This window comes from Micromonospora sp. SCSIO 07396, from assembly GCF_053667945.1.
On sequence record NZ_CM132210.1, the window covers coordinates 1159321 to 1178517 of the forward strand.

General features: G+C 75.0%; 23 protein-coding genes. 20 read left to right on the plus strand and 3 right to left on the minus strand.

The features are described from left to right. Positions 1-77 precede the first annotated feature (77 nt). The 6 genes from ACWCHM_RS05235 to ACWCHM_RS05260 all read left to right on the plus strand — a co-directional run bounded on the left by ACWCHM_RS05235 (position 78) and on the right by ACWCHM_RS05260 (position 5918). Positions 78-509 carry a TraR/DksA family transcriptional regulator gene (locus ACWCHM_RS05235; protein WP_204959263.1) on the plus strand — a complete coding sequence of 144 codons (432 nt, stop codon included), beginning with the start codon at positions 78-80 and terminating at the stop codon, positions 507-509. Between the two features lie 66 nt (positions 510-575). After that, a complete protein-coding gene (gene lspA, locus ACWCHM_RS05240) occupies positions 576-1229 on the plus strand; it encodes a signal peptidase II (protein ID WP_204959262.1) in 654 nt (217 codons plus the stop codon). After that, a complete protein-coding gene (locus ACWCHM_RS05245; protein ID WP_204959261.1) occupies positions 1226-2173 on the plus strand; it encodes an RluA family pseudouridine synthase in 948 nt (315 codons plus the stop codon). Before lspA ends, ACWCHM_RS05245 begins: the two co-directional genes overlap by 4 nt. A 2-nt stretch (positions 2174-2175) precedes the next feature. Then, positions 2176-2943, plus strand: coding sequence for a hypothetical protein (locus tag ACWCHM_RS05250; protein WP_421487785.1), 768 nt, complete (start codon positions 2176-2178; stop codon positions 2941-2943). 327 nt (positions 2944-3270) lie between these two features. After that, positions 3271-4890 carry an AAA family ATPase gene (locus ACWCHM_RS05255; protein ID WP_454221627.1) on the plus strand — a complete coding sequence of 540 codons (1620 nt, stop codon included), beginning with the start codon at positions 3271-3273 and terminating at the stop codon, positions 4888-4890. Positions 4891-4946: 56 nt separating this feature from the next. Then, complete coding sequence (locus ACWCHM_RS05260; protein WP_454221628.1) at positions 4947-5918, plus strand: DUF2567 domain-containing protein; 972 nt, start codon at positions 4947-4949, stop codon at positions 5916-5918. Here ACWCHM_RS05260 and ACWCHM_RS05265 read toward each other — a convergent pair. Continuing rightward, positions 5833-6531: an LON peptidase substrate-binding domain-containing protein gene (locus ACWCHM_RS05265; protein WP_204959258.1), complete on the minus strand. Its 699-nt coding sequence runs from the start codon at positions 6529-6531 to the stop codon at positions 5833-5835. The two genes, ACWCHM_RS05260 and ACWCHM_RS05265, sit on opposite strands and share 86 nt — an antisense overlap. 106 nt (positions 6532-6637) lie before the next feature. Between ACWCHM_RS05265 and hisD the strand changes: the two genes are divergently transcribed. The 12 genes from hisD (at position 6638) to hisF (ending at position 14967) form a co-directional block, all read left to right on the plus strand. Next, the gene (gene hisD / locus ACWCHM_RS05270; protein ID WP_281895607.1) at positions 6638-7960 is read left to right on the plus strand and encodes a histidinol dehydrogenase; all 1323 of its coding nucleotides are present in this window, start codon (positions 6638-6640) and stop codon (positions 7958-7960) included. Next, the gene (locus ACWCHM_RS05275; RefSeq protein ID WP_454221629.1) at positions 7957-9030 is read left to right on the plus strand and encodes a histidinol-phosphate transaminase; all 1074 of its coding nucleotides are present in this window, start codon (positions 7957-7959) and stop codon (positions 9028-9030) included. Before hisD ends, ACWCHM_RS05275 begins: the two co-directional genes overlap by 4 nt. Further along, entirely contained in the window at positions 9027-9638 is a 612-nt protein-coding gene (hisB, locus tag ACWCHM_RS05280) for an imidazoleglycerol-phosphate dehydratase HisB (protein ID WP_204959255.1), read from the plus strand. The genes ACWCHM_RS05275 and hisB overlap by 4 nt, the downstream gene beginning before the upstream one ends. Before the next feature lie 31 nt (positions 9639-9669). Next, a complete protein-coding gene (locus ACWCHM_RS05285; RefSeq protein ID WP_204959254.1) occupies positions 9670-9840 on the plus strand; it encodes a hypothetical protein in 171 nt (56 codons plus the stop codon). Then, the gene (gene hisH / locus ACWCHM_RS05290) at positions 9840-10481 is read left to right on the plus strand and encodes an imidazole glycerol phosphate synthase subunit HisH (protein WP_204959253.1); all 642 of its coding nucleotides are present in this window, start codon (positions 9840-9842) and stop codon (positions 10479-10481) included. Before ACWCHM_RS05285 ends, hisH begins: the two co-directional genes overlap by 1 nt. A gap of 39 nt (positions 10482-10520) precedes the next feature. Further along, positions 10521-10844: a hypothetical protein gene (locus ACWCHM_RS05295; protein WP_204959252.1), complete on the plus strand. Its 324-nt coding sequence runs from the start codon at positions 10521-10523 to the stop codon at positions 10842-10844. Between the two features lie 16 nt (positions 10845-10860). Continuing rightward, entirely contained in the window at positions 10861-11589 is a 729-nt protein-coding gene (gene priA / locus ACWCHM_RS05300; protein WP_204959251.1) for a bifunctional 1-(5-phosphoribosyl)-5-((5-phosphoribosylamino)methylideneamino)imidazole-4-carboxamide isomerase/phosphoribosylanthranilate isomerase PriA, read from the plus strand. Continuing rightward, complete coding sequence (locus ACWCHM_RS05305) at positions 11586-12002, plus strand: RidA family protein (protein ID WP_454221630.1); 417 nt, start codon at positions 11586-11588, stop codon at positions 12000-12002. Before priA ends, ACWCHM_RS05305 begins: the two co-directional genes overlap by 4 nt. A gap of 100 nt (positions 12003-12102) precedes the next feature. After that, positions 12103-12549 carry a MarR family winged helix-turn-helix transcriptional regulator gene (locus tag ACWCHM_RS05310; RefSeq protein WP_204959249.1) on the plus strand — a complete coding sequence of 149 codons (447 nt, stop codon included), beginning with the start codon at positions 12103-12105 and terminating at the stop codon, positions 12547-12549. Between the two features lie 5 nt (positions 12550-12554). Further along, positions 12555-12986 carry an organic hydroperoxide resistance protein gene (locus ACWCHM_RS05315; protein ID WP_239485624.1) on the plus strand — a complete coding sequence of 144 codons (432 nt, stop codon included), beginning with the start codon at positions 12555-12557 and terminating at the stop codon, positions 12984-12986. Between the two features lie 46 nt (positions 12987-13032). Further along, the gene (locus tag ACWCHM_RS05320) at positions 13033-14031 is read left to right on the plus strand and encodes an NADP-dependent oxidoreductase (protein WP_454221631.1); all 999 of its coding nucleotides are present in this window, start codon (positions 13033-13035) and stop codon (positions 14029-14031) included. Positions 14032-14199: 168 nt separating this feature from the next. Next, positions 14200-14967 carry an imidazole glycerol phosphate synthase subunit HisF gene (hisF, locus tag ACWCHM_RS05325; protein WP_088643065.1) on the plus strand — a complete coding sequence of 256 codons (768 nt, stop codon included), beginning with the start codon at positions 14200-14202 and terminating at the stop codon, positions 14965-14967. 20 nt (positions 14968-14987) lie between these two features. Here hisF and ACWCHM_RS05330 read toward each other — a convergent pair whose 3' ends face one another. Next, positions 14988-15446 carry a hypothetical protein gene (locus ACWCHM_RS05330; protein ID WP_204959245.1) on the minus strand — a complete coding sequence of 153 codons (459 nt, stop codon included), beginning with the start codon at positions 15444-15446 and terminating at the stop codon, positions 14988-14990. Positions 15447-15503: 57 nt separating this feature from the next. Next, entirely contained in the window at positions 15504-16214 is a 711-nt protein-coding gene (gene yczE, locus ACWCHM_RS05335; RefSeq protein ID WP_281895622.1) for a membrane protein YczE, read from the minus strand. 58 nt (positions 16215-16272) lie between these two features. Here yczE and yczR point away from each other — a divergent pair, with 58 nt between their 5' ends. Together yczR and ACWCHM_RS05345 are read left to right on the plus strand one after the other, a co-directional pair. Continuing rightward, a complete protein-coding gene (yczR, locus tag ACWCHM_RS05340; RefSeq protein WP_421487790.1) occupies positions 16273-17733 on the plus strand; it encodes a MocR-like transcription factor YczR in 1461 nt (486 codons plus the stop codon). Positions 17734-17866: 133 nt separating this feature from the next. After that, positions 17867-19171 carry a low temperature requirement protein A gene (locus ACWCHM_RS05345; RefSeq protein ID WP_454221632.1) on the plus strand — a complete coding sequence of 435 codons (1305 nt, stop codon included), beginning with the start codon at positions 17867-17869 and terminating at the stop codon, positions 19169-19171. The last annotated feature ends 26 nt before the right edge of the window (positions 19172-19197 follow it).

Consider the following 19197-nt stretch of genomic DNA (forward strand, 5'->3'; position numbering starts at 1 on the left):
TTACCCGGGGACGCCACGTCGGCGGACCCTGTCCGGGCACCGCCGAGCGCCGCGTCCCGCGGCTGAGGGAGCTGACGATGGCGAAGCCAGCCGACACCAGGACCGCCGGTCGCAAACCCGCGGCGAAGGCCACCGCGCAGGCCACCCGCAGCGCGGCGGAGACCGAGAAGATCCGGGCGGCCCTGGCAGCCCGACGGGACGAGCTGCGTGCCGAGTACGATCAGACGCTGAGCGAGATCACCGAGCTGCAGCGCGACCGGCTGACCGACTCGGCCGGGGACGACCAGGCCGACACCGGCACCAAGACGTTCGAGCGCGAGCAGGAGATCTCCCTCGCCAACAGCATCCGGGAACGGATCACCCAGGTCGAGCGTGCCCTGGAGCGGCTCGACGAGGGCGGCTACGGATGGTGCGAGCGGTGCGGGAACCCGATCCCGGTCGAGCGGCTCGCCGCCTTCCCGTCGGCGACCCTCTGCGTGACCTGCAAGCAGCTGGAGGAACGGCGCTGACGTCCGCTCCCCGGTGACCTCGCGAGACGGCGGACCTGCGTCGTCGGGACAGTCGATGGGGAGTCGATGACCACAGCACCGACCGCCGGATCCGGCACCACCGAGCCGGCCGGCCGTACGCCCCGCCGCAGGGCGGTCGTGCTCCTCGTGGGCATCGCGCTGCTCGCGCTGCTGACGGATCTGCTCACCAAGCATCTCGCCCTGCAACTGCTCGACGACCGCCCGCCGGTGCGCCTGCTCGGCGGGGCGGTCTACCTCACCCTGACCCGCAACAGCGGCGCGGCGTGGAGCATCGGCGCCGACCACACCTGGGTGTTCCCGCTGATCACCATCGGGGTGGTCGGCTGGATCGCCTGGATGGCGCTGCGGTTGCGCTCGCTGCCCTGGGCGGTCTCGCTGGGGCTGGTGCTGGGCGGCGCGCTGGGCAACCTCACCGACCGGATCTTCCGCGCGCCCGGCCACTTCGTCGGGCACGTGGTGGACATGGTCAGCCTCTTCGACCCGTACGGCCAGGTGTGGCCGGTGTTCAACCTGGCCGACAGCTGCCTGGTCTCCGGGGTGCTGCTGGCCGTGCTGCTGGAGCTGACCGGCCGGCAGCGCGACGGGCGGCGGGTCGGGGCCAAGGGCGACACCGCCACCCCGGCGACGACCGGACCACCCACCGGTCCGGTGTCCGCCGAGACCGCACCGACCGACGCCGAACCCCGGGAGCGGGCATGACCTCCACCTCCACCGCCACCGGTGGCGACCACCGCTCGCTGCCCGTCCCGGACGGCCTCGACGGCATGCGGCTCGACCAGGCGGTGTCCCGGCTGTTCGGGCTCTCCCGGACCGCTGCCGCCGCGCTGGTCGACGCCGGGGACGCCCTGGTCGACGGCGCGGCCCGGCAGAACTCGCACAAGGTACGCGCCGGCTCCTGGCTGGAGGTGACGCTGCCCGCCCCGGTCGCGCCACCGACCGTGGTGCCGCAGGCGGTCCCCGGGCTGACCGTGGTCTACGCCGACGACGACATCGTCGTGGTGGACAAGCCGGTGGGGGTGGCCGCCCACCCCAGCCCCGGCTGGACCGGCCCGACCGTCATCGGCGGCCTGGCCGCGATCGGCCACCGGATCTCCACCAGCGGGGCGGCCGAGCGGCAGGGTGTGGTGCACCGCCTCGACGTGGGCACCACCGGGATCATGGCGGTGGCCAAGAGCGAGCAGGCGTACACCGCGCTCAAGCGGGCGTTCAAGTACCGCGAGGTGGAGAAGCGCTACCACGCGGTGGTCCAGGGGCACCCCGATCCGTCGCGCGGCACCATCGACGCCCCGATCGACAGGCACCCGCACCACGACTACCGCTGGGCGGTGGTCTCCGACGGCAAGCCGAGCATCACCCACTACGACACCATCGAGGCGTTCCCGGCGGCCAGCCTGCTCGACGTCCGGCTGGAGACGGGGCGTACCCACCAGATCCGGGTGCACTTCTCGACCCTGCGGCACCCCTGCGTCGGCGACCTCACCTACGGGGCCGACCCGACCCTGTCGGCCCGGCTCGAACTGCGCCGGCAGTGGCTGCACGCCAGGTCGTTGACCTTCGCCCACCCACGCACCGGCGACGACGTGACCTTCGTCAGCGAGTACCCGGACGACCTGGCCCGCGCGCTGACGATCCTGCGCGACTGACCGTGCGGCACGATCCGCCGGACGACCCCGGGCCGACCGACGCCCCGGCGGCCGGCGCGCCCCGGCCGGCCCGGTGGCTGGTCACCACGGCGGTGTTCGCCGTCGGCGCGGTGCTGCTCGCCGCCGGCTGGTCGGCCCGCCGGCCGGCACCCGTCGGTGACCGTACGGTCGGGCAGGTGACCCGGGTCGGGGTGCTGCCCGGGGACTCGCTGCCCGGCTACGCCACCGCCAGCCGGGCCGAACTCGCCGCGCTCACCGCCGGGGCGTACGCCCTGGTGAGTTTCGACGGGTACGTCGCGCCGGACCGGCTGCCGGCGCTGCTGGCCGGCGTCGAGGTGGCGGCGGTGGTGGTCCGGGTGCCGCTGCCCGACCGGCAGACCGAGGTGGTCCGGCTGCCGGCGCAGCGGCTGCCGCAGGACGTCACCGCCGGGATGGCCGGTCTCGCCGACCGCAAGGACCGGGAGGCCGCCGACCGGCGCAGCCGGGCCGCCGCCGCCGACGACCCGACGACCCGCCGAGAGTACGAGACCGGGGCGCAGGTCGCCGCGCGGGAGGCGGCCGGCTACCGGTCGGCGTGCGCCTGCGTCTACGCGGCGGTGGTCCGGGCCGAGCCGGCCGCCCTGCGTGCCACGGCCGGGCGGGACGGGGTCCGTACGGTCGACCCGGCCCCGGAGGTGACCCGGCTGGACCGGACGGTCTTCCTGCCGCCGCTGCCGGAGCAGCGGGACGTGGCCCGGCCCCCCGCCGACACCGACCAACCACCCGCCTGACCCCGCTCCCGCCCGCCGGCCGCCCGGCCCGGACCGGTCCGCCCGGCCCGGACGTCCGGCGGCGGGTCCCGGCGGTGGGCGCGGCGGTGGGCGATTCGTCGGAAGGAGCACCCCGTGTGATCGTGCCGGTACCCGCACCGACCGGGGTGGGACCGGGCCGGCTGGTGCCGACCCCCGCTCCCACCTCCCCGGACTCCCGTCGCGGTGCGTCGCCCGTCCGGTCGCGGTAAGTATTGTCCCCGGCAGATGTGTGCAGACCGGTGTGGTCCGAATAGGGTTTCGTTCGTAGCCTGTCAGGCGGAGATCGACGGCGCGGGAGGGCGAGCCTTGGACGGCACCGAGACCGGCTGGGGCCGGTCGGCCGAACCGGCACCGCGATGGCGGACGCTCTTCGAGCGCGCCCGCCTCGGTGGACGCGCCGCCGAACCGGCGGAGCCGGACCGCCGTGGCGGCGACGCGCCCCGGGAGCCGCTGCCCGGCCGGGCGCCCGGTGGCGGCTGGTCCGGCCGGGGGTCGGCCGCCGTGCCGCCACCGCCCGACCCGGGCTACGGCCCCGATCCCGGGTACGGCCCCGATCCGGGCTACCGCCCCGGCGTCAGCTACCCGGTGGACCCGGGCCGTCCGACCGACCAGGGCTACCGGGCTGCCCCGGGCTATCCGGCCGCCCCGGGCCGTCCCGCCGACCAGGGCTATCCGGCCGATCCCGGCTACCGTGCCCCCGGTGGCTACCCGGCCGACCCCGGCTACCTGCCGGAGCCGGCCCGGCCGCCGGAGCCGCCGGTCGTCCCGTCCCGCTACGCGCTGCTCGACAACGGTTACCGGGCCGAGCCGCCGCCCACCGAGTCCCGCTACGCGCTGCTGGACAACGGCTACCGCACGCCCGGCTACGCGCCCCCGGAGCCGACGTACCAGCCGCCGCAACCCGCCTACCCCGAGCCGGCGGCGTATCCCGAGCCCGGATACCCGGCGACGCCGACGTACCAGCCGGAGCCGGTCTACCAGCCCGAACCGACGTACCAGCCCGAGCCCGCCTACCAGCCGGAGCCGGTGGCGTACCCGCCGGCGGTGACCGCCGACCGGGGCTATCCGGCCCGGATCGAGCCGGCCCGCATCGAGTGGCGTCAGCAGGGTCCCCAGGACGAGCAGGAACGGGCCGCCGGCATCCTCCGCCGCGACCTGGGCACCCCCCGGGTGCTCGCCTTCGCCAACCCCAAGGGTGGGGTGCACAAGACCACCGCCACGGTGCTCGCCGCCGCCACCGTCGGCAGCGTCCGGGGCCGGGGGGTGCTCGCCTGGGACGACAACGAGCTGCGCGGCACCCTCGGGCTGCGCGCCGGCAGCGCCCGACACGCCCGGACGATCAGGCACCTGATCAGCGACCTGGCGCACATCGAGATCCGGGACGGCGCGGAGCTGCTGGAGTCCCTCGACGACTATCTGCGGCACGCCTCCGACGGCTCGTACGACGTGCTGGCCGGGGAGGAGAGCCCCCGGTTCGCCCAGCGGCTCGACCAGTTCACCGTCAAGCGGGTGCTGGAGCTGCTGCGCCGCACCCACGACGTGGTCTGCGTGGACACCGGCAACAACGTGGAGAGCCCCAACTGGCGCACCGTCATGCACGCCGCCGACCAGCTCGTGGTGACCACCGTGCCCCGCGAGGACGCCGCGTTCAGCGCCGACTGGATGCTGGACCTGCTGCACGAGGAGGGCATGGGCGAGTTGGCCGACAACGCGGTCACCCTGATCTCCTGCCCCACCCCCGGCCGGTCCACCCTCCAGGACGACCTGGAGCGGCACTTCGCCACCCGGACCCGGGCCGTCGCCGTCGTGCCGTACGACCCGGTGCTGGAGACCGGCTCGTCGATCGAGTACCACCAGCTCCAGGCGGAGACCCGGGCCGCGTGGCTGCGGGCCGCCTCGGTGATGCTGGAACCGTTCGCCCGGTGAGGGGTGGTACGGGCTCCGCCGCCCCGCCGTGCCACCACGCCTGAGAGGATCATCGGGTGAGCCCGGACACCCCCGATCCGTACCGCCCCGCCGACACCCCGGCGGGTGCCGCGCCCACCCCGCCCGCCGGGCCGTCCGCCGATGGGCCGCCCGCCGCCGAGTCGGCTGCCGCTGAGTCGCGCGGCGACGAGTCGTCTGCCGCCGGAGCACCGGCCGGGCCCGGCCACGACCCGGGTGGGTCGTACCTGCCGTGGCCGCCGCCGTCCGGCTGGCCGGCGCAGCCGGGGGAGCCGCGGCCCCGGCACACCCCGGCGGTGGCGGCCGGCCTGGTGCTGGGCCTGACCGCGCTGGGGGTGCCGCTGGGGCTGCTCTGGGCCGCGCTGGCCCCGGACACCCCGGTGCTCAAGACCGCCGAGGGCGCCGTCTACGCCCAGCCCCAGCCGGAGCAGCCGATCGCCGCGGACGGCTGGTTCAGCCTGCTCGGGCTCGGGTTCGGGGTGCTCGCCGCGATCGCGGTGTGGATGCTGCTGCGTCGCCGCCGGGGCCCGGTGAACCTGGTCGCGCTGACCGTCGGCGCGCTCGGCACCGCCCTGGTCGCCTGGCAGGTGGGCCGCCGGGTCGGGCTGGACGGCTACCAGCGGCTGCTCGCCACCGCCCCCGCCGGCACGTCCTTCGACAAGCCGGCCGACCTGCGGGCCGGGGGCATCGACCGGCTCTTCGGCGTGCTACCCGTGCCGTACGGCAACCTGCTGCTGGCCGCGTTCGCCGCCGCCGTCGCGTACACCCTGCTGGCCGGCTGGTCGCGGTGGCCGTCGCTGCGCCCGGAGCCGGAGCCCGGCGGACCCGGCTGGCCGGACGCGTCGGGCGCGGCCGGTGCGCCCGACGGGGGCGGCACGCCGGGTGCGGTCGGCCCGCCGGGCGAGGTCGGCCCGGCGGGCGGGGTCAGTTGGGGGCCGGCGGGGACGCCAGCTCCGACAGCGGCACCGGAACCGCCCGCACCTGACGCAGCAGGGCCGACTCGCGGTTGAGCAGCCGCAGCTCGGCGCGCAGCCGGGCGGCGGTGTCGTCGATGGCGAGCAGCCGTTGCCGGTCGGCCACGGTCAGCACGGCGGTGGCCGCCACCAGGTGCGACAGCACCGTCGGGTCCTCCGGGAGCTGCTCGGACAGCTCCTGCGGGTCGTCCCGGATCAGGCCCAGGTACTGCCGGAACACCGCGATCACCCGGGCCGCCAGCAGCTCGGCGGCCTCGTCCGGGCCGGTCGGCTCGGGCAGCCACTCGACGTCGGCGGTCAGGTAGGGGGCGGCCTCCCGGTCGACCCCGGCGACCCGGAACCGCCGCCGGCCCACCGTGACGATGTCGAAGCCACCGTCGTCCAGCTCGGTGACCTGACGCAGCTCGGCGGTGCAACCCACCTCGTGCAGGGTCACCTCGCCGCCGCCCGGGGTGGCCCGGCCCCCGGCCGGGGCGACCTCCCAGCCGGAGCGGATGGCCACCACACCGAACTCGCGGGGCATCCCCTCGGGGCGCCCGACCAGGTCCCGTACCAGGTGGCGGTAGCGTTCCTCGAAGATGTGCAACGGCAGCACCAGACCCGGGAAGAGCACCGTTGCGAGGGGAAACACCGGCAGCCGTGCGGTCACGCGTCCGAGCGTAGCCCGATCCGGCGCGGTCGGCGTGTCCCGGCTCACCGTCCCGCGGTACGGGCGGCCCGGGTCGCCCTCCGGGCCGCCGCCTAGACTCGGGGGCGTGTTGAAACGGATCGACCTGCGCGGCGGGGTTTCCGACCCGCGTCGCCTGCTGCCCCGTGCCCAGCTCGACGTCTCCGTGGCGGTCGAGCGGATCCGCCCGCTCGTCGAGGCGGTCCGGGATCATGGGTACCCGGCGATCCGGGAGGCCAGCGAGCGGTTCGACGGCATCTGCCCGCCGGTGCTGCGGGTCCCGACCGAGGCGATCGCCGCGGCCGAGGGGGTGCTCGATCCCGACGTGCGGGCCGCGCTGCTGGAGTCGATCGCCCGCGCCCGCCGGGTGCACGACGACCAGCGCCGCACCGACCACACCACCCAGGTCGTGCCGGGCGGCACGGTCACCGAGCGCTGGGTGCCGGTCGACCGGGTCGGCCTCTACGTCCCCGGCGGGCTGGCGATGTACCCGTCGACCGTGGTGATGAACGTGGTGCCGGCCCAGGCGGCCGGGGTCCGCTCGCTGGTGGTGGCCAGCCCGCCGCAGCAGGACAACGGCGGCCTTCCCGACGCCCGGGTCCTGGCCGCCTGCGCGCTGCTCGGCGTCGACGAGGTGTACGCCGTCGGCGGTGCCCAGGCGGTCGCCATGCTGGCGTACGGGTCGACGGTCGACGCCGCGGGCACCCTGCGCTGCGCGCCGGTCGACATGATCACCGGGCCGGGCAACATCTGGGTGACCGCCGCCAAGCGGCTGCTGCGCGGCGTGGTGGGCATCGACGCCGAGGCCGGCCCGACCGAGATCGCCGTGCTGGCCGACGACACCGCCGACCCGGCGCACGTCGCCGCCGACCTGATCAGCCAGGCCGAGCACGACCCGTTGGCGGCCAGCGTGCTGGTCACCCCGTCGGTCGAGCTGGCCGACGCGGTCGACCGGGAGCTGGCCCGGCAGGTGCCGGCGACCAAGCACGCCGAGCGGGTCGGCACCGCGCTCGGCGGGGAGCAGAGCGGCGTCGTGTTGGTCGACGACCTGGCCGACGGGCTGCGGGTGGTCGACGCGTACGCCGCCGAGCACCTGGAGATCCAGACCCGCGACGCCCGCGACTGGGCGCTGCGGGTGCGCAACGCCGGGGCGATCTTCATCGGGCCGTGGGCGCCGGTGTCGCTCGGCGACTACTGCGCCGGCTCCAACCACGTGCTGCCCACCGGGGGCTGCGCCCGGCACTCGTCGGGGCTGTCCGTGCAGTCCTTCCTGCGCGGGGTGCACCTGGTGGAATACACCCGCGAGGCGCTGCGTGACGTCGCGCCGCACGTGGTGACCCTGGCCACCGTGGAGGACCTGCCGGCGCACGGCCAGGCGGTCGCCGCGCGCTTCGCCGGGGAGGCGTCGTGACCACCCTCGACGACCTGCCGATCCGCGACGACCTGCGGGGCCGCTCGCCGTACGGGGCGCCGCAGCTGGACGTGGCGGTCCGGTTGAACACCAACGAGAACTCCTACGCCGTGCCCGAGCCGGTGGTGGCGGCGATCGGCAAGGCGCTCGCCGCCGAGCTGCGCGGCCTCAACCGCTACCCGGACCGGGAGGCGGTGGCGTTGCGCGCCGACCTGGCCGGCTACCTCGGGCACGGGATCACCGCCGAGCAGGTCTGGGCGGCCAACGGCTCCAACGAGATCCAGCAGCAGCTGCTCCAGGCGTTCGGCGGGCCGGGGCGCAGCGCGTTGGGCTTCGTGCCGGCGTACTCGATGCACCCGTTGCTGTCCCTGGGCACCGGCACCCGGTGGGTGCCGGCGCAGCGGGGGGTGGACTTCGGGTTGACCGCCGACGAGGCCGTCGCCGAGGTCCGGGCGCACCGCCCCGACGTGGTCTTCCTCTGCTCCCCGAACAACCCGACGGGGACCGCGCTCGACCCGGCGGTGGTCGCCGCCGTGCTCGACGTCGCCCCCGGCATGGTGGTCCTCGACGAGGCGTACGCCGAGTTCGCCCGACCCGGCACGGCCAGCGCCCTGGCCCTGCTCCCCGGGCACCCACGGCTGGTGGTGACCCGGACGATGAGCAAGGCGTTCGGGTTCGCCGGTGGCCGGCTGGGCTACCTGGTCGCCGACCCGGCGGTGGTGGCGGCGGTGCAGCTGGTCAGGCTGCCCTACCACCTCTCGGCGCTCACCCAGGCCGCCGCCCGCGCGGCGCTGGCCCACCGCGACGTCCTGCTGGGCACCGTCGACGCGATCAAGGAGCAGCGGAACCGGATCGTGACGACCCTGCGGGCCCGGGGGCACCGGGTGGCCGACAGCGACGCCAACTTCGTGCTGTTCGCCGTCGGCGACGACCAGTCGGTGGCCTGGCGGACCCTGCTCGACGCCGGGGTGCTGGTCCGGGACGTGGGTCTGCCCGGCTGGCTGCGGGTCACCGCCGGCACCCCCGCCGAGACCGACGCCTTCCTCACCGCGATGGAGAAACTGTCATGAGTCGCACCGCCCGGGTGGAGCGGATCACCAAGGAGACCAAGGTCCTCGTCGAGATCGACCTCGACGGCACCGGCCGGGCCGAGATCAGCACCGGGGTCGGCTTCTACGACCACATGCTCCACCAGATCGCCCGGCACGGCGGCTTCGACCTGACCGTGCGTACCGTCGGCGACCTGGAGATCGACGCCCACCACACGATGGAGGACACCGCGCTGGCCCTGGGGGCCGCGTTCGACCAGGCGCTGGGGGACAAGGCCGGCATCCGGCGGTACGGCTCGGCCACCGTCCCGATGGACGAGGTGCTCGTCCGGGCCGCCGTGGACCTGTCCGGCCGTCCGTACGTGGTGCACGACGAGCCGGCGCTGGCCCCGTACATCGGGCCGGTCTACCCGACCAGCATGACCCGGCACATCTGGGAGTCCTTCGGCCAGGCGGCCCGGGTCACCCTGCACGTCGACGTGCTGCGCGCGGCCCGGCCGGGCGGCCACCCGGATGCGCACCACGTGGTGGAGGCCCAGTTCAAGGCGGTCTCCCGGGCGCTGCGGGAGGCCACCGCGCTCGACCCGCGTAACGCCGGTGTGGTGCCCAGCACCAAGGGCGCGCTGTGAGCGGCCCGGCCCGGGGCGGAGGGCGGCGCTGATGGGCCCGGTGCTGCCGACCCTGCTGCTGATCCTCGCCGGCATCCTGGTCGGTGGGGCCTGGTCGTTGTACCGGCAGGACGCGCCGCGTGGTGCGATCGTGGTCACCGGGCTGCTCGCCGTGCTGGCCACCGCCGGCGGGGTGCTCTGGCTGCTACCCGGGGAGGGCTGATGGGCGCGCACGGCACCGGCAAGCGGATCGTGGTGCTCGACTACGGCTCGGGCAACCTGCGTTCGGCGCAGCGGGCGCTGGCCCACGCCGGGGCGGACGTGACGGTCACCGCCGACCTGGCCGCCGCCGCCGCGGCCGACGGCCTGGTGGTGCCGGGTGTCGGCGCGTACGCGGCCTGCATGGCCGGGATCGAGGCGCTGGGTGCCGGCCCGGTGATCGCCGAACGGGTCGCCGCCGGTCGCCCGGTGCTCGGCATCTGCGTCGGCATGCAGGTGCTCTTCGCGCACGGCGACGAGCACGGCGTGGTGACCAAGGGGCTGGGGCTGCTGCCGGGCGGGGTGACCCGGCTGCCCGCCGAGCGGCTGCCGCACATGGGCTGGAACACCGTCGCCCCGCCGGACGGGTCGGTGTTGTTCGCCGGGTTGCCCGCCGACAGCCGGTTCTATTTCGTGCACTCCTACGGGGTGCTCGACCAGGCGTCGTTGCGTGAGGTGGGCGCCCGGGTGACCACCGCCCACCACGGCACGGACTTCGTCGCGGCGGTGGAGTGGGGTCCGCTGTCGGCGGCCCAGTTCCACCCGGAGAAGTCGGCCGAGACGGGTGCGGTGCTGTTGCGCAACTGGCTGGCCACGGTTGGCTGAGACCCGGGGCGGGGCCGGCCGGCGCGGGCCGGGTGCGCGGTGAGCAAGGAGCGGGCCCGGCGGCGGGCCGCCCGGGAGGCGCAGGCCGCCCGGGAACGGGTCGTTCGGGAACGTCGGATGGCCCGGCGTCGTCGTCGGCGTGCCCTGGTCCGCCGGGTCACCCCGCAGTGGCGGCGGGGCCGGACGGGCCGGCTGGCCCGGCGTACCCGGGGCGAGCGGGCCGCCATCATCGGGTTGACCGCGGCGGCGCTGGCGCTGATCTGGGTTTTCGTCGACGATCTCGCGCTGCGGGTGGCGCTGGTCGTGCTGTTGCTTCTGGTCCTGCCGGCGATCGTGGTGATCGCCCTGGACCGTCGGATCTGAACGAGGAGTAGGAAACGTGACCCTGACCCTGTTGCCCGCCGTGGACGTCGCCGACGGCCAGGCCGTCCGGCTGGTGCAGGGCGCCGCCGGCAGCGAGACCGCCTACGGCGACCCGCTCGACGCGGCGTTGGCCTGGCAGAACGACGGCGCGGAGTGGATCCACCTGGTCGACCTCGACGCCGCGTTCGGTCGGGGCTCCAACGCCGCGCTGCTGGCCGAGGTGGTCGGCAAGCTGGACGTGCGGGTGGAGTTGTCCGGTGGCATCCGCGACGACGCGTCGCTGCGCGCCGCGCTGGCCACCGGGGCGGCCCGGGTGAACATCGGCACCGCCGCGTTGGAGGACCCGCAGTGGTGTGACCGGATCTGCGCCGAGTACGGCGACCGGGTGGCGATCGGCCTGGACGTGCGGGGTCGTACCCTCTCGGCGCGGGGCTGGACCCGTGACGGCGGTGACCTGTGGGAGGTGCTGGCCCGGCTGGATGCCGCCGGCGCGTCCCGGTACGTGGTGACCGACATCACCAAGGACGGCACGATGCGCGGGCCGAACCTGGACCTGCTGGGTGAGGTGTGTGCCCGTACCGACGCCCCGGTGATCGCCTCGGGCGGCGTGTCGACCCTGGAGGACCTGCGCGCCCTGGCGACCCTGGAGGCGGCCGGCGTGGAGGGTGTGATCGCCGGTAAGGCGCTGTACGCGGGCGCGTTCACGGTGGCCGAGGCGTTGGCGACGCTGCGGGCCGCGGGGTGACCGACGCGGCGGACCCGGACGACGGGACCGTCACCCGGCTCGGCTCGGGCGGCCCGTGGGAGGCCCGCTACGGCTACTCCCGGGTGGTCCGGGCCGGCCGCTCGGCCTGGACGTCGGGTTGCACGTCGACGGTCGACGGGGTGGTGACGCACGTCGGTGACGCAGCGGCGCAGACCGCCCAGGCGCTGCGGATCGGCCTGGCCGCGCTGGCCGAGGTGGGTGCGGGTCCCACCGACGTGGTGCGGACCCGGATGTACGTGACCGACCGGCTCTTCGTCGACGTGGTGGGCCGGGCGCACCAGGCGGTCTTCGGTGCGGTCCGGCCGGTCGCCACGATGGTCGTCGTTGTCGGCCTGCTCGATCCGGACCATCTGGTCGAGATCGAGTTGGAGGCGCATCTCCCGCCGTCCTGACCGCCCCGATCCCGGCCAGGCTCGGTCGGGACCGGGAGACGGCTGTCACTCCCGGCCCAGATGAGTTGTGCACAATTGAATTGCGGGCTACCTTTGCCGGGTGAGTGACCATCTGGTGTTGCGCGATCAGGTCTGCTTCGCGCTCTACGCTGCCTCCCGGGCGCTCACCGACGTGTACCGGCCCCTCCTCGACGAGTTCGGGCTCACCTACCCGCAGTACCTGGTGCTGCTGGTGCTCTGGGAGCGCGGCGACGACCCGCCCACGGTCTCCGAGCTGGGGGCCGCGCTCCGGCTCGACTCCGGCACCCTCTCCCCGCTGCTCAAGCGGCTGGCGGCGGCGGGCCTGGTGGTCCGCACCCGCTCGGCGCTCGACGAGCGGCGGGTGGAGGTGGGCCTGACCGCCGACGGCGCGGCCCTGCGCCAGCGGATGGCCGACGTGCCGCTGCGGGTGGCCTGTTCCACCGGCCTCGACGAGACCGAGCTGGTCGCGTTGCGCGACACCCTCACCCGGGTCACCGAGACGATCCACCGACAGAAGGAGCAGTGATCCCCATGCAGGTGCTCTACACCGCCTCCGCGACGGCCACCGGCGACGGGCGCGACGGCCACGTCCGCACCTCCGACGCCACCCTCGACCTCGACCTGGCCGTGCCGAAGGAGATGGGCGGCGTCGGTGGCGCGGCCAACCCCGAGCAGCTCTTCGCCGCCGGCTACGCGGCCTGCTTCCACTCCGCGCTGCGCGTGGTCGCCCGCCGGGCCAAGGCCGACGTCACCGGCTCGGTCGTCGAGGCCGAGGTCGGCATCGGTGCGAACGGCAGCGGCGGCTTCGGTCTGGCCGTCACCCTGGTGGTGGACCTGCCGGCCGTCGAGCGCGCCGCCGCCCAGCAGCTCGTCGAGGCCGCCCACCAGGTCTGCCCCTACTCCAACGCGACCCGGGGCAACATCGAGGTGACCCTCACCGTGCGCGAGGCGGCTGCGGCCTGACCGCCGCACCGGGCCACGACCATCGGGTACGAGAGGACGAAACCGCATGAGCAGCAACCGTGAGATCCACCTGGCCTCCCGCCCACAGGGCTGGCCGACCGCCGACAACTTCCGCCTGGTCGACGCCGGGGTGCCCACCCCGGGGCCGGGGCAGATCGTGGTCCGCAACCAGTACATCTCGGTCGACCCGTACATGCGGGGCCGGATGAACGACGTCAAGTCCTACGTGCCGCCGTTCGCCCTCGACGCGCCGCTCGACGGTGGCGCGGTCGGCGAGGTGGTGGCCGGCGGAGGCGACGGGATCAACGTCGGCGACACCGTGCTGCACGGGCTCGGCTGGCGCGAGTACGCCCTGCTCGACGCCGGGTCCGCCCGCCGGGTCGATCCGGACCTCGCCCCGGTCTCCGCCTACCTGGGGGTGCTCGGGATGACCGGGCTGACCGCGTACGCCGGGCTGCTCGACGTGGCGGCGATGCGGCCGGGTGAGACGGTGTTCGTCTCCGGTGCGGCCGGCGCGGTGGGCAGCATGGTCGGCCAGATCGCCAAGCTCAAGGGGGCCGGCCGGGTGGTCGGCAGCGCCGGCTCGCCGGCCAAGGTGGAGCGGTTGACGGCGCTCGGTTTCGACGCCGCCTTCGACTACCACGACGGCCCGGTCCGCGACGCGCTGAAGGCCGCCGCCCCGGACGGGATCGACGTCTACTTCGACAACGTGGGCGGCGAGCACCTGGAGGCCGCGATCGGGGCGATGAACCTGCACGGCCGGGCCGCCATCTGCGGGATGATCGCGCAGTACAACGCGGCCGAGCCGCCGGCCGCGCCGCGCAACCTGGCGCTGGTCATCGGCAAGCGGCTCACCCTGCGCGGTTTCCTGGTCGGCGACCACGGCGGCCTGCGCGAGCAGTTCGTCACCGAGGTCGCCGGCTGGCTGCGCGAGGGGAAGCTCTCCTACGACGAGACGATCGTCGACGGCATCGAGAACGCCCCCGACGCCTTCCTGGGCCTGCTGCGCGGCGAGAACCTCGGCAAGATGCTCGTCCGCCTCTGACCCACCCCACCCCCACCCCGTCCCGTCCCGCCCGCCCGCCCGTTGACAGTGGTGATCAAGAGGTTTGCGTCAGTTCGATCTCGAAGGATGACGCAAACCTCTTGATCACCGGCGCACCGGCGCACCCGCGTGGGGGTGGCGGGGTGGGGCGTTGGATAGGCTCGGCGTATGACGGTGGCGGTGCGGGTGATCCCGTGTCTGGACGTGGACGCCGGGCGGGTGGTCAAGGGGGTCAACTTCCTCGACCTGCGCGACGCCGGTGACCCGGTGGAGCTGGCGGCGGCGTACGACCGGGCGGGCGCGGACGAGTTGACCTTCCTGGACGTCACCGCCTCCTCCAGCGACCGGGGCACCATGCTCGACGTGGTGCGCCGCACCGCCGAGTCGGTCTTCATCCCGCTCACCGTCGGCGGCGGGGTACGCCAGGTCGCCGACGTGGACACCCTGCTGCGCGCCGGGGCCGACAAGGTGGGGGTGAACACCGCCGCCATCGCCCGTCCCGAGCTGATCGCCGAGATCGCCGACCGGTTCGGCCGGCAGGTGCTGGTGCTCTCACTGGACGTCCGGCGGGCGCCCGCCGGCACCACCCCCAGCGGTTTCGAGGTGACCACCCACGGTGGCCGCCGGGGCACCGGGCTCGACGCGGTCGAGTGGGCGGCGCGCGGGGCCGAGCTGGGCGCGGGGGAGATCCTGCTCAACTCGATGGACGCCGACGGCACCAAGGCCGGTTTCGACCTGACCCTGATCGAGGCGGTCCGGGCGGTGGTCGACGTGCCGGTGATCGCCAGCGGCGGCGCCGGCCGGGTGGCGCACTTCCCGCCCGCGATCGGCGCGGGTGCCGACGCGGTGCTGGCCGCCAGCGTCTTCCACTTCGGCGAGCTGACCGTCGGCGAGGTCAAGGACGCCCTGCGCGACGCGGGCCACCCCGTGCGCTGACCCGCGCCCGCGCGGGTGGTTCAGCGCCCGCTCTGCCCCTCCGGGGAGCGGCGGGGGGCCGGGATCGACCGCACCACGTACTCCTGGACGGCGGCGGCGTGCTCCTCCTCGGCCAGGTGCCAGTCCGCGCTGCCCGGGGCGTGCCGCCGCACCAGCACCCCCTGCATGCTGTCGACCGTGCCACCCACCCCGGCCCGGGGGCGGGTACGCCAGAGCTGCTCACCGTCCGGGGTGATCCGGAACCAGCCGTCGGAGACGGTGACCAGCCCCGCGCCGACCAGTCGCCGGACCGCTGTCTCCACGTCCTGTCGTTCGGGGATCGCCTGGTTGAGGTGGTCGGCGGTGGACAGCACGTCGGTGAGTCGTACCCCCTCCGGGCGGCGGGAGTCCGCCGCCCGCCGGTGCCGTCCGGCCCCGCTGGCGATCACCAGTGACACGAAGATCCAGGCGTCCGTCCAGCGCCACGCGTTCTCCCCCATGCACGAATGATGCCCGTAGGTGTCCGTTGAGGAAACACCTACTTTCCCCCTGTCGTGTCAGCGCAGCTCAGCGTGCCCGGTTCCGGACGCAGCGCCGCACGGCGGGGTGGAAACCGGTGGCGGGGCACCGTTGGCCGGGGTGGTGCGGGCCGTCGCCGGCGGATCGGGGAGGGCGAAGCGGGGGATGAAGAACTGGGCCAGCGGGCCGATGCCGAGCGCGTACGCGACGGTGCCCACGCCGACCGTGCCGCCGAGCAGCCAGCCCAGGGCCAGCACGGTGACCTCGATCACGGTGCGCACGAGCCGGACGGAGCGGCCCGGCCGGCGGGCGACGTATCCGGTCATCAGGCCGTCGCGGGGGCCGGGGCCGAGCCGGGCGCCGAGGTAGAGGCCGGTGGCCGCGCCGTTGGCGACGATTCCGCCGAGCAGCAGGGCGATCCGGGCGGGCAGCGGCCACCCGGCGGGCAGCAGGGCCACCGTGGCGTCCACCACCAATCCGATCACCAGCACGTTGCTCACCGTGCCGAGCCCGGGTCGTTGCCGCAGCGGGATCCAGAGCAGCAGCACCACCGCGCCGACCGCGATGGTCACGGTGCCGAACGACAGGCCGGTCTGCCGGGACAGCCCCTGGTGGAAGACGTCCCACGGGTCCAGCCCGAGCCCGGAACGGATCATCATGGCCATGCTGACCCCGTAGAGGACCAGCCCGGCGTAGAGCTGGGTGAGCCGGCGGCCGGGCCGGTGCCGGAGATTGCCAATCGGAGCCATGCATGCCACTCTAGGGGCCAATATCGCCCACTGAAGAGCCAATTCCGAAGGGGTGGCCGTGACCAGCCAGGTGCGAGGGGTCCAATTGGCGCGGTTGCTCGGGCAGTGGCACGCTCTGCCCGGTCGCCGCCGCAGTCCCGACTATGCCGCCCTCGCCGCCGCCGTCCGGGGCCTGCTCGCCGACGGCCGGCTCCCCCTGGGGGTACGCCTCCCGGCCGAACGGGAGCTGGCCGAGGCGCTGCGGATCAGCCGTACCACGGTCACCGCCGCGTACCGGCAGTTGCGCGAGACGGGCCACCTGGCCAGCCGGCGCGGCGCGGGGAGCTGGACCATGCTGCCCGGCACCCACCGGGTCGCCAGCACCGGCCTGTGGACCCCGATGGACGACCGCGACATGCTCGACCTCGGGGTGGCCGCGCTGGGCGCCCCGCCCGAACTGGTCCCGGTCGCCCGGGCCGCCGTGGAGGACCTGCCGCGGTACCTGTCCGGCGCGGGCTACCACCCCACCGGCATCATCGAGCTGCGCGAGGCGGTCGCCCGGACGTACACCGCGCGGGGGCTGCCCACCAGCGCCGAGCAGATCATGGTGACCAACGGCATTCAGCACGCCCTGGACCTGGTGCTGCGGCTGGCCCTGGTGCCCGGCGGGAACGTCCTGGTCGAATCGCCCACCTATCCGAACGCGCTGGCCGCGCTGGCCGCCCGGCGGGCCCGGATCACCACCCACGGCCTCGCCGTCGACGGGATCGGGTGGGACGCCGACCTGCTGCTGGGCAGCGTCCGGCAGACCCGGCCCAAACTGGCCTACCTGATCCCCGAGTTCCACAATCCGACCGGGCACCTGATGGCCGCCGAACTGCGGGAGCGGCTGGTCGCCACCGCCCACGCCGCCGGCACGGACCTGGTCGTCGACGAGTCCTTCGTGGACCTGCCGCTGGACGACACACCGCTGCCCCCACCGATGGCCGTGTTCGACAGGCACTCCCGGGTGATCTCCATCGGCGGGATGAGCAAGCCCTTCTGGGGTGGCCTGCGCATCGGCTGGGTCCGCGCCTCCGCCCCGCAGGTGCAGCGGCTCGCCGCCGCCCGGGTCGGGGTGGACATGGCCAGCCCGGTGCTCGACCAACTGGTGGCGGTGCACCTGCTCGCCCAGGCCCCGGCCATCGTCGCGGCCCGCCGGGCACAACTGGTCACCCAACGTGACGCGCTGCTCGCCGCACTCGCCGAACGGCTGCCGGACTGGCGCTTCGACGTGCCCCGGGGCGGCGTCACGCTCTGGGTCGAGCTGGACGGCCCGATCTCCAGCGCGCTGGCCCGGGCGGCCGAGGAGGTCGGCGTACGGCTGGCGCCGGGCCCCCGGTTCGGCCTGGACGGCACCCTGGAACGGTTCCTGCGGCTGCCCTTCACCCTGCCCGCCGCCGACCTGGTGGAGGCGGTCGGCCGGCTGGCCGCGATCCGCTACGACCTCGACCGGGGCGCGGGCCGCCCGCGCTGGCGGGAGCCCGCGGTCATCGCCTGAGCCGGCCCGGTCGGGCCGTGACGGTGGCCGGGCCGCAGGCCGCCGCACCGGGCGGGGTGCCCGCCCCGTCGGCCGGGTCGCCGGTCGGGGCGAACCGGCCTGACCGGGCGACCCCGGCTGGGAGACTGCCGGTGTGGGCGGCCCGACGAGCTGGCACGGGGTCCGGCCCGGTGCGCCCGGCTCCCGGACCACCCGGCTGGAACTCTTCTACGACCTGGTCTTCGTCTTCGCGTTCTTCACCGTCACCGCGCTGACCTCGCAGGAGCCCACCGGCGTCAACCTGCTGCGCTGCCTGCTGGTGCTGGGCCTGCTGTGGTGGTGCTGGACCGGTTTCGCCGGCCTGGGCAACGCGGTCCGCGCCGACCAGGGGCCGCTGCCGCTGCTCGGGTTTTTCACCGTCACCGCCACCTTCCTGCTGGCGCTGAGCATGCCGGGGGCGTTCGTCGACGAGCCGGGCGGGTTGGACGGCCCGCTGGTCTTCGCCGGTTGCTACCTCCTCGTCCGGGCCTGTCAGTTGGCGGTCTTCGGCGTGCTGGCCCGGGGCGACCCGGACCGGTGGCGGCGGTGGACCCGGCTCGCGCTGCTGCCGGTGGCCGCCACGGCGCTGCTGGTCGCCTCCGCGCTGCTGACCCGCCGGGTCGCCACGGAGGGCACCGCGACCGCCCTGCAACTCACCCTCTGGACGCTGGCCCTGTTGCTGGAGTACGTGGCCGGGGTACGCCTCGGCGGAACGTACTGGGCGGTGCTCTCCGCCGGGCACTGGGCCGAACGGCACGCCCTGATGGTGCTGATCGCGCTCGGCGAGTCGATCATCGCGCTCGGCGTCGGCCCGAAGTTCGTCACCGGCCTGCCGCTGACCTGGCCGGTGGTGATCGCCGCGGTGCTCGGCATCGCCATCGCGTCGGTGCTGTGGTGGGCCTACTTCGACACCCTGGCGCTCGCCCTGGAACAGGCGTTGCACCGCAGCCGCGACCCGGTGCGCCGGGCCCGGTTGGCCCGCGACGCCTATACCTACCTGCACCTGCCGATCATCGCCGGCGTGATCTTCTTCGCCCTCGGCCTCAAGGACCTGCTCGCCGAGGTGGCCGACCCGGACACCCCGCTCTGGGGGGTGCCGCTGGGCGGCTACTGGGTCCTGGTGCTCTACGGCGGGGTGGGCCTCTACCTGCTCAGCCTCGTCGCCTGCGAGTTGCGGGCGGCCCAGGTGCTGCGCTGGCCGCCGGTGCTGGCGGTGCTGGCCCTGGCGGCGCTCGCCCCGGCCGGGGCCCGGGTGCCCGAGGTGGGCGCGTTGGCCCTGCTGGCGCTGGTCTGCGTCGCCCTGGCCGCGGTGCAGACCAGCGGCCAGGGCCGGCGTCGGCGGCGGGTGCGCCGGCTGGCGCTGGCGCAGGAGGAGGCCGTCGAGGAGGCGCAGAGCCGGTGGCGGCGCGAACACCTGTGACCGGCCGGTGGCCGTGTCCCGGGACG

Coding starts and splice junctions, on each gene's coding strand:
- ACWCHM_RS05235 (WP_204959263.1), top strand. CDS start 78: ATGGCGAAGCCAGCCGACACCAGGACCGCCGGTCGCAAACCCGCGGCG.
- lspA (WP_204959262.1), top strand. CDS start 576: ATGACCACAGCACCGACCGCCGGATCCGGCACCACCGAGCCGGCCGGC.
- ACWCHM_RS05245 (WP_204959261.1), top strand. CDS start 1,226: ATGACCTCCACCTCCACCGCCACCGGTGGCGACCACCGCTCGCTGCCC.
- hisB (WP_204959255.1), top strand. CDS start 9,027: ATGAGTCGCACCGCCCGGGTGGAGCGGATCACCAAGGAGACCAAGGTC.
- ACWCHM_RS05285 (WP_204959254.1), top strand. CDS start 9,670: ATGGGCCCGGTGCTGCCGACCCTGCTGCTGATCCTCGCCGGCATCCTG.
- hisH (WP_204959253.1), top strand. CDS start 9,840: ATGGGCGCGCACGGCACCGGCAAGCGGATCGTGGTGCTCGACTACGGC.
- ACWCHM_RS05315 (WP_239485624.1), top strand. CDS start 12,555: ATGCAGGTGCTCTACACCGCCTCCGCGACGGCCACCGGCGACGGGCGC.
- ACWCHM_RS05320 (WP_454221631.1), top strand. CDS start 13,033: ATGAGCAGCAACCGTGAGATCCACCTGGCCTCCCGCCCACAGGGCTGG.
- hisF (WP_088643065.1), top strand. CDS start 14,200: ATGACGGTGGCGGTGCGGGTGATCCCGTGTCTGGACGTGGACGCCGGG.
- ACWCHM_RS05330 (WP_204959245.1), bottom strand. CDS start 15,446: ATGGGGGAGAACGCGTGGCGCTGGACGGACGCCTGGATCTTCGTGTCA.
- yczE (WP_281895622.1), bottom strand. CDS start 16,214: ATGGCTCCGATTGGCAATCTCCGGCACCGGCCCGGCCGCCGGCTCACC.